The following is a 15617-nucleotide window of genomic DNA, read 5'->3' as shown; positions in this document are numbered from 1 at the left end:
CACAGACCAGTAAAACCGCACGCACAACGCACTGCACACCATGGCGCACGCACCACTTGCCTTTCTCATCGCCGACGGCATGGCGGACTATCCCCTCGCCGCCCTCGGCGGACGCACGCCCCTTGAAGCCGCGCACACGCCGCACATGGACGCCCTTGCCGCCCAGTGCTGCGCCGGAACCATCGCCACCATCCCCACCGGCATGTCCGCCGGGTCCGACGTCGCCTGCATGAGTCTGCTCGGCTTCAACCCGCGCCAGCACCACACCGGACGCGGCCCCATCGAAGCCGCCGCGCGCGACTGCGACCTTGGCCCAGATGACATCGTCTGGCGGCTCAATCTCGTCAGTCTCGCCGGTCCCCTCAGCGACCGCCGCATGGCCGACTTCACCGCCGGAGCCTGCGACCCGCGCCTTGCCACCCGCATCATCTCGCACCTTGCCGCGCGCCTTCCGCATCCGCGCTTCACCCTCGTTCCCGGCCTTGGGTACCGGCATCTGCTCATAGAGCGCGGCGGCGCCAACGGGCCAGCATCCAGCATCCGCATCCGCCCGCCGCACGACATCATCGGTCAATCAATTGCCCCGGACATCACGACGCTTCAACACCACGCGCCCCTTGCCGCCTTTCTCGCTAACGCGGAGCATGAACTGCGCGCCACCTTTCCCGGCATTGCCGCCAACGCCCTCTGGCCGTGGAGTCAGGGCGCGCCGCTCCGCCTGCCCAATTTCACCGCCGCCACCGGGCACAACGGCGCCATCATCACCGCCGTGGACCTGCTCAAAGGTCTCGGCCACGCCGCGGAGATGCACGTCCCGTCCATTCCCGGAGCCACAGGCACCATCGCCACCGACTACGCCGCCAAAGTTCAAGCCGCCATCCAGCATCTCCGCTCCGGCGGCGACTTCGTCCTCCTGCACGTCGAAGCCCCCGACGACTGCGCCCACCGCGGCGACATCGCCAGCAAGGTGCGCTCCATCGAACTGTTTGACCGCGCCGTCGTTGGGCCTTTTCTGGCCAGCACGCAGGACATCGCCCCGGCCGTACTCATCGCCTGCGATCACTACACGCCCGTCGGCCTCAAGGTGCACACCGATACCCCCGCGCCCTTCATGCTGACCCAGCATCCGCACAGCCCGCATCAGCTTGCCGCTTTTTCCGAACACCACGCCTCACAGACCGGCGTCCACATCAACCCCGGACATTCGCTTCTGCACCGGGTCATACAGAGGTTTCGCCAATGACTCAGCCCCCCATTTGCTATCAGCACCGCGTCTCCTACGGGGAGACCGACGCCATGCAGGTGCTCTACTACGCCGAGTATCTCCACGTTTTCGAACGCGCTAGAAGCCACCTCATCCGCTCCTTCGGCATGAGCTACAACACCGTGGAACAACGCGGCCTGTTCCTGCCCGTCCGGGAAGCCAAAGCCCGCTACAAACGCCCCATCCGCTACGACGAGCTCGTCAACGTCTACACCACCATCTCCGAATGGGGCCGCGCCTCCATCACCTTCTCCTACGAGCTCTACAACGAAGACAACTCCGTCCTGCACGCCACCGGCATGACACAGCACGCCTGCGTCACACCAGAAGGCCGCCCCACCCGCGTGCCCGACTGGCTCAAAGACCTCATGCAAAACCACCCCACCAACGCCTAAAACACACAGCCCCCACCAAGGTCCTGAGGACCAAGGTGGGGGCTGTGATAACTGACTTTTTTATGCCTCCGGCGGCTCAAGGGAATGATTCCCTTGAGAATCCCCAGGATTTTCAGGAGCGGAAGCCGCTCCTGAAAATAAGGGTTGGCGGGCGGGGTCTTCTGCTTTATGCCTTCCCTTTTCTCCCAGTGCCCGAACAGGGATTCTCACCGCCCATCACACAGCGCCAACGCCCCCAAAACCTCTTCCCATCCGCATAGACGAGAGCCGTCAGGGGTGACGACCGGCCCTTCCAAAGGCAACCGGCGCGTGCGCAAATGGGATTCCAATGGGCCCACGGCCTTTTGGCCTGCGGAGCACTCTCTTCACTCTTTTTGGCCTCCGGCGGGTTAAGGAAATAATTTCCTTAACAATCCTTAGGATTTTCAGGAGCGGAAGCCGCTCCTGAAAATAGAGGTTGGCGGGCGGGGTCTTCTGCTTTATGCTTTCCCTCTTTTTCCAGTGCCCGAACAGGGATTCTCGCCGCCCTTCACACAGCGCCAACGCCCCACCAAAAAATCTTCCCAGCCACATGGACGAGAGCCGTCAGGGGTGACGACCGGCCATTTCAAAGGCAACCGGCATGTGCGCAAATGGGATTCCAAAGGGCCCGCGGCCCTTTGGCCTGCGGAGCACTCTCTTCACTCTTCCGCCGCTTCCTGTTGCCCCCCCCGGCTCGTTACACTGACGCGACTTCAGCTTGTTGCGCCAGCGCTTCGGCGACGAGTCGCGGCAGATTGGAGAGGTCGGGACAGATGACGAAACCGGCTTTGACCATGGCGCCGAGTTTTTCCTCGACGCCGCGCCCGGATTCGAGAATAGCTCCGGCGTGGCCGAGGCGCTTTCCGGGGGGCGCGGTCTGTCCGGCGATGAAGGCGACGATGGGCTTGCTGAAGCCGGTCTCCTTGACGTAGGCGGCGAGGTCTTCTTCGGCGCGGCCACCAATTTCACCGAGAATGACCACGGCTTTGGTGTTGGGGTCTTCGGCGAGGGGGGCGAGCATATCCTTGAAGGTTGTGCCCACGAAGGGGTCGCCGCCGATGCCGAGACAGAGGGATTGGCCTATGCCTGCGCCGGTAAGACGCGCTGCGGCCTCGTAGGTGAGGGTTCCGCTGCGGGAGAGAATGGCGACGGGACCGGACGAGAACGCATGCTTGGGCATGATGCCAATTTTGGTGCGTCCGGGGGCGATGACGCCGGGGGTGTTGGGACCGATGAGCTTGGTGCCTGTGCCGCGTAGCTGCTCACGCACCATAAGCATATCCTGTTGGGTGATGCCGTCGGTGATGCACACCACCCATTCTATGCCATTCTGCGCGGCCTCAAGGATGGCGTCCGGGGCAAAGGCGGCGGGGACGAAGATGATGCTGGCGCGAATGTTGTTCAGCTCCATGGCTTCTTCCACGCTGTTGAAAACGGGGACGTCCTGCGCGTACTGCCCGCCCTTGAAGGGCGTCACGCCTGCAACAATCTTGGTGCCGTATTCCCGCATGAGCCGGGTGTGGAACTGCGCAGTGCGCCCGGTAATGCCCTGCACCAGTACCTGCATGCCCTCTTCGAAGGGAAGAGACGCGGGGAAGGGCTGCGGAGAAAATGCGGGCAAACTGCTGGTGACAACGCCACTGGAGCGCGGCTCGTAGGAGGAGCCGTCAAGGTCCTTGAGGGTGGCGATGGCGTCGTGCATCTCGGACACGATGTAGAGTTTCGGCTCGCCAAGCTCGGCGAGAAGGGCGCGGCCCTTGTCGGCAAGGTTGCCGGACAACCGCACAACAAGGGGCTTGGCCGGGGGCTGCCCGTCAAGGGCTTCGGTCAGGGCGAGGGCGACTTTCTCGCACGAGAGAACGCCGCCGAAAATGTTGATGAAAACGGTCTCGACGGCGGCGTCCTCGAACAGGAGTTTCATGGCGGTGCGTACGCGGTCAAGGTCAGCTGCGCCGCCGAGGTCCATAAAGTTCGCTGCGGGCAGTCCGGACAGATTCAGCAGGTCCATGGTGGCCATGGCAAGGCCTGCGCCGTTGACCATCAGGCCGACACGCCCGGAGAGTGTGTGAAAGGACAACCCGGCTTCACGGGCGCGGTTCTCCTCGCGAGAGGCGTGTTCGGGCGTGTAGAAGCGCTCCAAGTCGGAGTGCTGCAGCAACATGTTGTCGTCCACTTCCACCTTGCCGTCGAGGGCGGTCCACTCGCCGCTGTCGTTCATGACGAGGGGGTTCACCTCCGCCAGAAGCAGGCTGAAATCCGTCACAGCCTTGTAGAGGTTGCGCACAAACTCGAAAAAGCCCGGCCAATGGTGCTTCTCAATCCCCAGATGAAAGAATGCCGCGCGAATGTGGTAATTCTTGAGGCCGCTGGACATGCCCACGCGCTGCACCAGCAGATTGTGCAGGTCCAGATTCTCCACATCCATGCCACCCTGCCGCCCAACGGTAAACACAAGGCACCCCCTCTCGCGCGAGATGGCGAACGAGCAGTAAAACTCCCGCGAATAGTCGCACGCACGCTCAAGGCGCAGCAGCGGCACGTCCTTGTCCTTAATGCTCATGCTAAGGAGCTTATGGGCGTAGGGGACAAAATCATCCGGCGCGTCAATGCGCAAAATGCCGCCAGCCTTGCCGCGCCCCCCCGCCAGCACCTGCGCCTTCAAGAACCACGGCAGTGGCCACTCCGGCTTCACACGTTCAAGATTCGCTTCCGAGACCAGCACGCCTTCGGGCACGGCTATCCCGGCCTCGGCAAAAAGTCGCTTGCTTTGATGTTCGTTGAGCAGCATATGTCGAGCCTTGCAGTCTTGATGGTTGGCGCCAGTGCCGCCGGGCCGCGCCGGGCACGCCATGCGGCGGGATTTCTACCAATGATTACGCCATGTAACACATAACGCACCGGAGAGGGAACAGACAATACGCCCATTCCACCCTCCGGTGCATTCTTTTTCATACCGGTGGCCGCATCACTCGCGGTGCATGCGGTGTGGCGCACCGAATCCCGCTGATGCGGGCCGTTTTTGACGCGCAGCGCCCGTTAGTGCAGTCCAAGCATCCGCTCCGTCATGTAGCGGCACCCGGCCTGCGCGACGATGTCGCGAAGTTCCTCGCGGTCCTGCACTGCGGCGTGGTCCAGATGCTGAATGTGCTCATACATCCGGCGCTCCTGCTGCAGATAAATCTGCACGGCCTCGCCCACGTCGCGAATCTCGCTGATGCGCGGCAACCAGCCCAGCCCCTCGGCGTAGACGATACGCGATGCCGCATACGCCGCCACCATGGCCTGCAAATGCCCCTCGGGTATGCGCGAGAAGATGCGGTCCGCGTACTTCTGCGAAAGCACGGCGGGGCAATACTCCAGCACCAGCTTGCGCAGTTCCGGGTCGGCGTGAATGGTGCGCCCCATGCGCAAGCCCGCGGCAAGCTGGTCGGCAATGGTGTTGATTTCCTTGGAGAGCTCCATAGTCAGCGCGGTAAGGGGCTTGCAGGCGCCGCAGCGCTTGTACTCCCGCAGCATCATGCGCGCCTCGCTGCGGGCACGCAGCCGCAGAATGTCCAGCACCTGCTGCACGTATTCTTCCTTGATGGCGAGGAACTCCTCTTCGCTGAGGGTCAGCCCGGCCAGAATCTCGTAGGACGAGCAGATAACGCCGGTCTTGTTGGCGCTGGCCCCGTGCATGATGAGCACCCCATGGTCCTGCAAATGCGCCCGCGCTCCGGGCGAGAGGAAGATGTTCGCGCCCTCGACGATGGCCTTGGCCGAGGGGCGCCCGTCCGGCAGCAGGAACTCGTTCCAGTTGGCGTCGTTGATGGTATCCGGCCGGCCGCCGGAGGGGATGAATATATCTGCCTCGGCGGTGTTGTGCAGGCTGTCGCGCATGCGGACGCCCTCGGGCGTATCCGTCCCGGCCACGGCGGCCTTGCCGCCCTTCAGCTTAGCTGGGTCGAACTCGCGGATGCCCCGGTTCTCGGCAATAAGCCGCCGAAGTTCGCCGTGGTCCAGACCTGTGGGGTCAAAGGCCGCGCCGTGCCCGTCCGTTACCCCCACAATGCAGGCATTTTCGCCGTACTGGTCCATCAGCAGCAGCATGGCGTTGCCCGCCACGTCGCCGCGCGGGCCGCCTGTAAACTTCACGCGGAAGCTGTCGCGGTGCGGGTCAATGCCAAGAACGCCCAGCATCTCCTCCGCAAAGACGATGACGCCAATAGAGGTGACGCCGTATTCCTTGTGGTTGATGCCCGACGAGGGCTTGGAGCTCATGAACGCCGCTGGCCAGCGGAATCCGCGCTTGCGGGCGCGCGCGACTATCCACTCGATGTGCGAGGGCGAGATGTGCTCGTCCGGGCCAAGGTAGATAATCTCCCCGCGCCTCAAGTAGTCCACCACGCCGGGCAGGGTGAAGGAGCCTTCGCCTGGGTCCTCTGGCATGACGATGATGTCGAGCATGGCGTCCACCGCGGCCTTCACCGCAAGGTCAATGTCGCCGCGCGGCCCAAGGAGCAAAACAGCCTTTGATCCGCCCTCGGGGATGTCCTTGTTCTTGTGCTGCTGCGAGCGCGCAAGGGCCGTGACTTCGGCAAACAGGCGGTTGGATTCCAGCTCGAAATTTTCCTGACTGCGGGTGGTGACCACACGCACGCCGCCACGCGCCATTTCGCGGTAGCGGACATGGAAGCCCTGAAAATGCGCGCCGTGGAAGAAAAAGAACCCGTAGGGCTTGTCATCGCTCTCCGCCACACCGCGCAGGGGCGGCAGATGATCGAGGATGTCCGGGTCCATGCGGAAGGACAGCGCGAACCGGTTGGGCAGATAATAGTTGGTGCGCAGGGTATAGGTGATGAAGAGTTCCATCACCCGGAAGGTGTCCTGCACCACTTCGTCCGAAACGCCGGACAGATAGGCGTGCAGGTCCGTCAGGCGTGCGTCGCAGTGGGCGAGGCGTTCCGTATCGTCGGGATTGAAGCGGGCCTCGAAGCAGTCCAGCAACTGCTGGGCGGCATCGGGATGCGCCAGCACGCTGTGGATAATGTTGTGCGCGGTGTAGGCGTACAGGTCCTTGCCCAGCAGAAACTGGTGCGCAAATTCCGTTGCCGCGTGCAGGAACATCACCTGCGAAATGCTCCACCCGCGCTGGTCTGCAAACCACTCCAATTCGTGCCCGCCCGCGTACCACTTTACGCGGCTCAGCTGGCTTTCCAGCGCCTCCCACGAGGCCTTGTGGTGTAGGGGGGCGCTGTCGCACGCGGTGAGATAAAAGCTGAAAATGCCAAACGGCTCCACCGGCGTATCGTAAATATCGCCGTAGGCGCGCTCCACTTTGCAGCCGCAGCGCACCATAAGGCGCACCATTTCCTGAATGATGCCGCGTTTGGGCGGTGAAGTCATGGCAACCATGATGCGCGTTTCACCGGAGTAGACTTCGTCCTCGCGGTAGACCAGCACCCTGTCGCCATCGCTGACATCCTTGTAGACCTGAAAGTGCCGCACGGCGCGGTCCACTTCAAATTTGTCCACGCAGTCGCCCGTGGCCGTCGCAAGGAAGTCCTCAAAGGCGGGAATCTCGTCCTCCGGCAGCAGGCCTGCTTTGCGCAGTTCATTCATGGCGGCGGCAAAGGCCGCGCCGTGACGGTCCACGGTCTGTTGGGGGGACATGATGAAGGTATCCAGCCGCAGCAGGTCGTCCTTGCTGGCATACATGCGGGCGTTGAGGATGGTCTCCTCGGACAGCTCATCCAGCGCGGCCATGAGCTTGGCGGGCTCGCCGCCCGGAGAGATGTACGTCACCTTCGTCCCGCAGGGACTCTTGAGGGCGAGGGCGTGGCGATCGGTGGTGATATCCGCCGATATGAGGCCTTGAATGTGCCGAATCTGCTCCGCCGTGTCGTGCGTGCGGAAGTAGTAGTGCGGCATATTCTGCTGAAACCACGGCACAATGGACCGGGCGCGCTCCGTGAGGCCCTGTGTTACCAATTGCGCGATATCGCCCGTCTCTCCACCTGTAACACCGGAAACAGAAGAAGCGTCAGTCACGTCTCATCCTCCAGAGTCTTGCGGTATTGGAAGGGACCGGATTCATTCATTGTATTCTCACATCAAAGCAGGAATAACAACCTCTGCGCTGTTGACGGAAACCATTAGGCTCCTTACATTATAGCCAATCCTAATCACGTGATGGAGTTGTCATGTCCGACTACGACGCAACCACAAAATTCGACGCACTGATGTCGCTGTTCGCCATGCTGCCCGGCCGGGATACCGCCGCCGTGCAGGCGGTGGTGGAACTTATGGAAACCGCCTCGGCCATGGCCCGCTGCCTTGAGGACCGCTTTTTCAAGGGTGCCATTTCCGAAGGGCGCTTCACCGTCCTCGCCCTGCTTTTTGATGCCCCACATGGCGGCATGACGCCATCGGAGCTGGCCTCCGGTGCCGGAGTCACCCGCGCCACCATGACCGGCCTGCTGGATGGGCTGGAGCGCGAAGGCCACGTCATGCGCCAAAAATTCGCCGGCGACCGCCGCAAGCTCACCGTGCAGCTAACGCAGGCGGGGCACCAATTCCTTATGGACGTCTTGCCAAACCTCTACGAACTCATGGACTCCATCGGCGAAGCCCTGCCCGTTTCGCGCCGCGACATCATGACCACGCTGCTCACCCGCATGCGTCAGGCCATAGCATGATTGCAGGCGTGGACGGCACGCGGGACGGCTGGGTGGTGGCCATCGCCGATGACTGGCCCTGCCCCTCTGCACCCAGCATGCACCTTGCCGCAACCTTTGCGGAGGTGGTCACACTCACTGCGGACTGCGACGCCGTGGCCGTGGATATGCCCCTTGGCCTGCCCTCACGCGGGGACGTCCGCCAGTGCGACGAGCTGGCGCGCAAGGAACTTGCGGCCCGCTCCGGCCCGGACGTAAAGGCCGGTTCCCGCGTTTTTCTCGCCCCGCCGCGCGAGGCCGTCTACGGCCATGGAGGCAGCCCCAAGGTCTTTCAGACCCTGCACCGCGAGCACCGCGGCGTTGGCGCGGGGCTTCCCGTCTGGGGCATTGTCCCCAAGCTCATTGAAGCCGACGAAGCACTCTGCGCCCAGCCCGCCCTGCAGGACCGCATTGTGGAGTGTCACCCGGAGCTTGCCTTTGCGCGCCTTGCGGGGCAGGTGCTGCCGTCCAAACACGCGGCTCCCGGCGTTTTGCAGCGCATGGCCCTGCTCAGCCGCCACATTACCGGATTTCACGACATCGCGCTTTCAGGCGCCTTTCGCAGCGCGACGGTCGACGACATACTCGACGCACTCGTCTGCCTGTCCACAGCCGCCTATCTGGCGACGGAGGCAGACATCTCTTCACCTCAATCGCGCAGGCTCCCTTCTCAAAGCGTCCCGCGCGACGCACGCGGCCTGCGAATGGAGATCTGGTTCTGATGACCTTTACCGAACTCCTTGAAAAGCTCCCGGTACGGCGCTCCACCATCGCCTACCTGCGGGAGGCCGACACCATCCCCGGCTATACGTGGCTGGAGAAACTCCACGGCTACATCTATGGCCGGTGGTGCTATTTTTACATAGGCGTGGGCACGGGCCAGCACCCGCTGACAAAACTGGCGCGCCCGCTTGTCTGGCTTATGGACAAGCTCTACCCCCTGCACCCCGAGGAAGGCACCGGCATGTCCGCGCGCTTTTCGTGGGCGGACTCCTACCACGGCAAGGCCGTGCCGCTGGATGATGCCGTCAAGCTGGTGCAGGTGGGGCGCGACATTGAAATCCGCGACCTTGAGCACGTCATTCCCTACAACAAAGCGCGCGACATCGTTCTGCGCAACCCGGACCACATCATCGCCCTTGATTGCCCCTGCCGCGAGCTGCGCGAGAACCCGTGCACGCCCATTGATGTGTGCCTCATCGTGGGCGAGCCCTTTGCCAGCTTTATCGCAGAGCACCACCCCAGCAAATCGCGCTGGATAACGCCCGACGAAGCCGTGGAGATCCTCAGGGCCGAGGATGAGCGCGGGCACGTCCATCATGTGTTCTTTAAGGAAGCCATGCTGGAGCGCTATTACGCCATCTGCAACTGCTGCAGCTGCTGCTGCGGAGCCATGCAGGCCCAGCGCAACGGCGTTCAGATGTTGTGTTCGTCAGGATTTCTCGCCGCCGTGGACACGGCGGCGTGCGTGGGATGTGGGCTGTGCACCGACTATTGCCAGTTCAGTGCTCTGTCCGTGGCGGACAAGGCCGCCCATGTGGACGCCGAAAAGTGCATGGGCTGCGGCGTCTGCGTCAGCAAATGCCCCAAGGACGCCCTCAGCCTGCACAAGGCGCAGGACAAGCCAGAACCGCTCAAGATTGAGCAGTTGCTTCACGACGCCTCGCGCCACAGTGCGCCGCCCGTGCATTAGGGCGGCGCGTCACGATTGGGGCGTCTGCGCCTGAGCGCCCTCACCTGCGGATTCAGACTCGGCTGCCGGAGCTTCCAGTGGCCGGGTCTCTTCTTTTTGCGTTGCCTCGGCCGCGGCCTCCATGGGGCCTGTGGCGTCGGCAAGGCGCACCGCCTGCAACTCCTCGGCGGAGAACACCGTGTCGATATCCAGCAGCATGATGAACTGCTCATCCTGCTTGGACATGCCGCTGATGAAATTGGTGTCTATGGTCGTCCCCATGCGCGGCGGCGCCTTGATTTCATCCGGCGTCAGCTCAATGACCTCGCGCACGGAGTCCGCCAGCGCGCCAAGGATAAGCTCGTCCCCGTCAAGGCGCACTTCCATAATGATGATGCAGGTATTCACGGTGTATTCCGTGGCGGACATGCCAAACTTCAGGCGCATATCCACCACCGGCACCGCGTTGCCGCGCAGGTTAATGACCCCGCTCAAGAAGTCCGGCGTCCGCGGAATGCGCGTCACCTCCTGCACTTCCAGCACCTCTCGCACCTTGGAAATATCCAAGGCGTACAGTTCCCCGGCCAAGACAAAGCTCAGGTACTGGCCCGAAGCCCCCTGTTCCTGCTGCTGTGCCATACAACCCCCTCCGGCGGCTGCCGCCGCCAAGTCACGGTTCGTCGCAACCGTTAACGCCGCTTGCCATTTTGCACGGGCTGGGCTTGCCAAATTTCCTCTGCATACTGGCGGATGGTTCTATCGCTGGAAAAGTGCCCCATGCCCGCCGCGTTGAGGATGGACCGCCGGGTCCACTCCTCCCGGTCCATGTACAGCTCCGCCACACGGGTTTGCGCGTCGATATAGGAGCGGTAGTCCGCCATCACCATGTACTTGTCGCCATTCTCCAGCCATGAATCCGTAATGGGCCGGAAGATGTCCTTCTCGCGCGGGGAGAAGAAGCCGTCGCGAATCATGTTCACGGCCTCGCGCAACTGAGAATCCTCTTCATAGTATCGTCTGGGAGTATACCCTTTTTCCACCAGCGCGGCGACCTCCGGCGTATGCATGCCGAATATGAAGAACAAGTCCTCGCCAATCTCCTGCGCCATCTCCACGGTTGCGCCGTCCATGGTGCCGATGGTCAGCGCGCCATTGAGGGCGAACTTCATATTGCCCGTGCCCGATGCCTCGGTCCCGGCAGTGGATATCTGCTCGGACAAATCCGTGGCCGGAATAATCTTCTCCGCGTTGGAAACGCAGTAGTTCGGCACAAACCCTACCCGCAGCAGGGAATTGGTGTCCGGGTCGCTATTCACCACCGCTCCCACCGCATGAATAAGGCGGATGGTCAGCTTGGCCATGGTGTACGCCGGAGCCGCCTTGCCACCAAAGATGACCATACGCGGCACGCATCCCAGCGGGCACACGTTCGGCGGCGTATTTTTCAGCGTGTTGTACAGCGTAATGACGTGCAGCACGTTGAGCAGTTGGCGCTTGTATTCGTGGATGCGCTTCACGTGCACATCAAACAAAAATTCCGGCGGCGCCAGCACCCGTGCGCGCGGCAGCATATAGCGCGACAGGCGCTCCTTGTTCCGCTGTTTCACCTCGTACCAGCGGCGGCGGAATTCCGCGTCCTCGGCGAGGGGTTTGAGTTTCACCAACTTCCCAAGGTTGGTGACCCAGTCCGGACCAATGGCCTCGGTAATCAGCGCCGACATATCCGGGTTGGCCTGCCGCACCCACCGGCGCGGCGTCACGCCGTTGGTCATGTTTACAAAACGCCTTGGGAACAACCGGTAAAAGTCCTTAAACACGCGCGTGCGCAACAGGTCCGTATGCAAGGCGCTGACGCCGTTGACCTTGTGGCTGCCCACGAGGGCCAAGTGCGCCATCCGCACCCGGCGGCCATGCTGTTCGTCAATGAGCGACATCCGCTCCAGCATATCGTCATCGCCCGGGTATTGGATACGCACGGTTTCAAGGAAACGCGCGTTAATCTCGTAGATGATTTCCATATGCCGGGGCAGTACGCGCTCCAGCGTCTCCACGGGCCAGTGCTCTAAGGCCTCGGGCAGCAAGGTGTGGTTGGTGTATGAGAACGTACTCACGCACACACGCCACGCTTCGTCCCAGTCCAACCCTTCCTCATCCACCAGCACGCGCATCATCTCTGGGATGGCAATGGCGGGGTGGGTGTCGTTCAGCTGGACGGCCACCCGGTGCGGCATGGCCGCAATGCCGCCCTCCTGCTTGCGCGAGCGCCGCACGATGTCTTTAATCGTCGCGGCCACAAAGAAATACTGCTGCTTCAGCCGCAGCACCTGTCCCTCAACGCGCGAGTCGTCGGGGTAGAGCACCTTGGAGATATTTTCGCTGACGGCCTTGTCCTGCACAGAACCAATATAGTCGCCCGCCTGAAAGTCCTCCAAGCCAAACTCGCGGCTGGCCTTGGCCGCCCACAAGCGCATATTGATGACCACACCGTTCTTGTACCCCGGAACCAGCATATCGCACGCCACGGCCAGCACATGCTCTGCGCCCACCCACACGCGTTGCTCGTGCCCTTGCTCGTCTGTCAGCACGCGCACGTAGCCGCCAAACTGCACCGGGTACAAGAACTCTTCCCGCTCGAATATCCACGGGCTGCCAAAGCGCATCCAGTTGTCCGGGCGCTCCACTTGCCGTCCGTTTTCAATCAGCTGCCAAAAGATGCCAAATTCGTAGCGGATGCCGTACCCGTACGCCGCGTAGCCCTTGGTCGCCAGCGAGTCCATAAAGCACGAGGCCAGCCGCCCAAGGCCGCCGTTGCCCAGCCCGGCGTCCCATTCCATTTCCTCCAATTCGTCCATGCTCAAGCCGTAATCATCGGCCACAGCCTTGGCCTCGTCCTCCAGCCCCAAGCACAGAATCGTATTCTTCAGCGACCGGCCCACCAGAAATTCCAGCGACAAATAGTACACACGCTTGGCGTCGCTTTCATAATAGGCCCGCTGTGTGGCAATCCACTGCCCGGCAAGGCGCTCGCGCAGTGCGAAGGCCATCCCCTTATACACATCGCGCGAATTGGCGCGGTCCGCATCGGCTCCAGTATAGCAGACGATATAGCGGCGCACGGCCTCCCGCAGGTCAAACACGTCCTTCTCGGACGCCTGCTTGTGCCCCGGCTGGTCCTGTGGCTGCTTCAAGCTCATAGTGCCTCCACTGGCGGTCTACGGTTGTTTCTCGAACAGGTTCCCACTCTCCTTTGTGCACCGCCATGCGAACTTCTGCAACCCCTCCGCCGCGTTTTCCACCCTTCCCCGCGTCGAATACACCGCCCCACCACCATGGCCCCAACCACAGCATCCGCCTCTGTTCCGCCCGCCCCGTCTTGCGCAACCCCTCCAGCCATCTGCTTTTCTCTCCGCCGCGCTCCACCGCCCTTCGCCCACACAAAAGCGCCGCCGGATTTCTCCGGCGGCGCTCAAAAAGGCCACAAGCTCTGTGCAGAGGCGCTTACCCGTGCAGGGTCTCGTGGATGTCGGCCATCACCGAGGACAGCATATCCACCAGCGCGGACGACGCCATCTCCTCAATGGTCCCCCGCGTCGGCAGGTCCTGACGGTCCCACTGGCCAGCGTAGGTTTTATCAAGGACGACTTCCTTGCCGCGCTGGACCACCACGTGGAGCGTCATCTGCATCGTATGGTGCACGCCGTCCACGTCCAGCACCGCGCGCAGCACCTCGCCGCCAATGTTCACCTCCGGCGCAAAGGGCGAGTCCGGGGCGTCCTGCGTCACCGTAAAGCTGCGCGCCTCAAGCTCGTCGCACAGCGCCTGCGTCACCCACTGGGCCACGTCCTTGTCGGTTTCCAGCGCCTTGCCATCCTTCAGCACAAAGGCGGACGTGGGACGCGCGTCCTCAAAGCCATGCAGGCCCACAACGCCCTCGCATTTCGGGCTCCAGCGGTCTGCATCGTACCCAAGGCGCACCGGACCACTGCCCGCGCATCCCGCAAGCAGAAGCATCGCCGCAACAGTCACAAGCGCGCTCAACCGCGCAAGTCGATTCCACATATGTCTATCTCCGTATTTTCAGGTTTGCCGCAGGCTAGCCAAGTGCCCGCCGAAGAGCAACCCCGCACCTTGCTTGACATCGCCGTCACAGCGTGGGATTCCCCCATGCAACAGCCAAACTGGAGAATGCAATGTCCGATCTTGATGCAACTCAGCAATTTCTCGAAAGTCTTCCGGAACTCAAAAAAGGGCAACGGTTCTCCTTTGCCTGCCATCCCGGCGTCCCCTGCTTCAACGCCTGTTGCAGCGACCTGAACCTGATGCTCACCCCCTACGACGTTCTGCGTCTGCGCACCGCCCTCGGCCTCAGCAGTCAGGAATTCATTCAGGACTACACCGTCTTTACCATGGCCGCCGACACCGGCTTCCCCCTCTTCCGCCTGCGTATGTGTGACGACTCCCGCAAGAGCTGTCCCTTCGTGCGCCCCGAAGGCTGTTCCATCTACCCGGACCGCCCCGGCGCGTGCCGCACCTATCCCCTCGGACGGGCGACCCGCATCGGCGACGACGGCTCCATCTCCGAACGCTTCTTCATCGTTCGCGAGCCGCATTGCAAAGGCTTTCAGGAAGAACAAAACTGGGTCTCCGGCGAATGGCTCAGCGACCAAGGGCTCGTCACCTACAACGAGAACAACGACCGCTACATGAAGCTCCTCGCCCGCCAAAAGGACAAAGCCGAGCCCATTCAGGCCGGGCAAAGCAATATGGTCGCCCTCGCCCTCTATCAGCAGGACAACTTCCTGCGCTTCATCACCGATACCGGCCTCCTCGATCGCCTCGACATGGACGACGAACGCAAACAGACCATCCTCTCCGACGAGGAAGCACGACTCCACTTCGCCATAGACTGGCTGGAACTCGTCCTCTTCGGTGAAAACGACTCCCTGAAGGTGCTCCGCTAATGATTCGCGCCGTTACCCCCGTCTCCAGCAAAATTCTCGCCCGCGACAGCGTGCAGGACGCCCTGCGTCCCCTGCACGATACCGCAAGCATCGTCTTCACCAACGGCTGCTTCGATATTCTGCACGCCGGGCATGCCGACCTGCTGGCTCGCGCACGCGCACACGGCGATATTCTCGTCGTAGGCGTCAATGCCGACGAATCCATTCAGCGCCTCAAAGGACCAACGCGCCCCCTCAACGCCCTCCAAGACCGCCTCTTCGTCCTCGCCTCACTCGAATGCGTGGACTACGTCGTGCCCTTCACAGAGGATACGCCCTACACCCTCATTCAGGACGTGCAACCCAATATCCTCATCAAAGGCGGCGACTGGAGCGTGGAAAACATCGTCGGACGCGATATCGTCGAAGCTACAGGCGGCACCGTCCTCTCCCTGCCCCTCAAACCCGGCTTCTCAACCACAGGACTCATCAAAAAAGTCCTCACCACCTGCACCGACGAAGCCTAAAGGGCGCCACAACGATTCTAAAAAGGCCGAAGCGAAATGCTTCGGCCTTTTTTTGACGTGGAGAGAGGAAGAGGCGAAGAGGAAGAGTGCCTCCGGCGGCTTT

Annotated in this window: 12 protein-coding genes; 7 read left to right on the top strand and 5 right to left on the bottom strand. The window is 62.2% G+C overall.

What is annotated here, in order from left to right; all coding sequences use genetic code 11:
• Window positions 1-40: 40 nt before the first annotated feature.
• Both apgM and ACYQ2T_RS13280 read left to right on the top strand, forming a co-directional pair.
• Window positions 41-1243: a 2,3-bisphosphoglycerate-independent phosphoglycerate mutase gene (gene apgM / locus ACYQ2T_RS13285; protein ID WP_459901202.1), complete on the top strand. Its 1203-nt coding sequence runs from the start codon at window positions 41-43 to the stop codon at window positions 1241-1243.
• Complete coding sequence (locus ACYQ2T_RS13280) at window positions 1240-1659, top strand: acyl-CoA thioesterase (protein WP_459901200.1); 420 nt, start codon at window positions 1240-1242, stop codon at window positions 1657-1659. The genes apgM and ACYQ2T_RS13280 overlap by 4 nt, the downstream gene beginning before the upstream one ends.
• 718 nt (window positions 1660-2377) lie before the next feature.
• Here the strand turns inward: ACYQ2T_RS13280 and sucD are convergent.
• Together sucD and ACYQ2T_RS13270 are read right to left on the bottom strand one after the other, a co-directional pair.
• On the bottom strand, window positions 2378-4468 hold the full coding sequence (gene sucD, locus ACYQ2T_RS13275; RefSeq protein ID WP_459901198.1) for a succinate--CoA ligase subunit alpha: 2091 nt from the start codon (window positions 4466-4468) through the stop codon (window positions 2378-2380).
• Window positions 4469-4716: 248 nt separating this feature from the next.
• Entirely contained in the window at window positions 4717-7710 is a 2994-nt protein-coding gene (locus tag ACYQ2T_RS13270) for an NAD-glutamate dehydrogenase domain-containing protein (RefSeq protein WP_459901197.1), read from the bottom strand.
• A 152-nt stretch (window positions 7711-7862) separates the two neighbouring features.
• Here ACYQ2T_RS13270 and ACYQ2T_RS13265 point away from each other — a divergent pair, with 152 nt between their 5' ends.
• The 3 genes from ACYQ2T_RS13265 to ACYQ2T_RS13255 are packed head-to-tail and all read left to right on the top strand — an operon-like array spanning window position 7863 to window position 10068.
• Window positions 7863-8357 carry a MarR family winged helix-turn-helix transcriptional regulator gene (locus ACYQ2T_RS13265; RefSeq protein WP_459901195.1) on the top strand — a complete coding sequence of 165 codons (495 nt, stop codon included), beginning with the start codon at window positions 7863-7865 and terminating at the stop codon, window positions 8355-8357.
• Complete coding sequence (locus tag ACYQ2T_RS13260; protein WP_459901193.1) at window positions 8354-9097, top strand: DUF429 domain-containing protein; 744 nt, start codon at window positions 8354-8356, stop codon at window positions 9095-9097. Before ACYQ2T_RS13265 ends, ACYQ2T_RS13260 begins: the two co-directional genes overlap by 4 nt.
• Window positions 9097-10068, top strand: a complete 972-nt coding sequence (locus ACYQ2T_RS13255; RefSeq protein WP_459901192.1) for a 4Fe-4S binding protein — start codon at window positions 9097-9099, stop codon at window positions 10066-10068. Before ACYQ2T_RS13260 ends, ACYQ2T_RS13255 begins: the two co-directional genes overlap by 1 nt.
• A 9-nt stretch (window positions 10069-10077) precedes the next feature.
• Here the strand turns inward: ACYQ2T_RS13255 and ACYQ2T_RS13250 are convergent, their stop codons facing one another.
• The 3 genes from ACYQ2T_RS13250 to ACYQ2T_RS13240 all read right to left on the bottom strand — a co-directional run bounded on the left by ACYQ2T_RS13250 (window position 10078) and on the right by ACYQ2T_RS13240 (window position 14106).
• Complete coding sequence (locus ACYQ2T_RS13250; protein WP_404843327.1) at window positions 10078-10686, bottom strand: chemotaxis protein CheW; 609 nt, start codon at window positions 10684-10686, stop codon at window positions 10078-10080.
• Window positions 10687-10736: 50 nt separating this feature from the next.
• A complete protein-coding gene (locus ACYQ2T_RS13245; protein ID WP_459901191.1) occupies window positions 10737-13241 on the bottom strand; it encodes a glycogen/starch/alpha-glucan phosphorylase in 2505 nt (834 codons plus the stop codon).
• 304 nt (window positions 13242-13545) lie between these two features.
• Window positions 13546-14106, bottom strand: a complete 561-nt coding sequence (locus ACYQ2T_RS13240; protein WP_459901189.1) for a hypothetical protein — start codon at window positions 14104-14106, stop codon at window positions 13546-13548.
• Window positions 14107-14237: 131 nt separating this feature from the next.
• On the opposite strand from ACYQ2T_RS13240, the gene ACYQ2T_RS13235 reads away from it, so the two are divergent.
• Window positions 14238-15008, top strand: coding sequence for a YkgJ family cysteine cluster protein (locus ACYQ2T_RS13235; protein WP_459901187.1), 771 nt, complete (start codon window positions 14238-14240; stop codon window positions 15006-15008).
• A complete protein-coding gene (gene rfaE2 / locus ACYQ2T_RS13230; RefSeq protein WP_459901185.1) occupies window positions 15008-15514 on the top strand; it encodes a D-glycero-beta-D-manno-heptose 1-phosphate adenylyltransferase in 507 nt (168 codons plus the stop codon). The genes ACYQ2T_RS13235 and rfaE2 overlap by 1 nt, the downstream gene beginning before the upstream one ends.
• Window positions 15515-15617: the final 103 nt, after the last annotated feature.

The organism is Desulfobaculum senezii (genome assembly GCF_054657395.1).
Note: the sequence above shows the minus strand (reverse complement) of the source record. Positions and strands in the feature narration are given on the sequence as shown.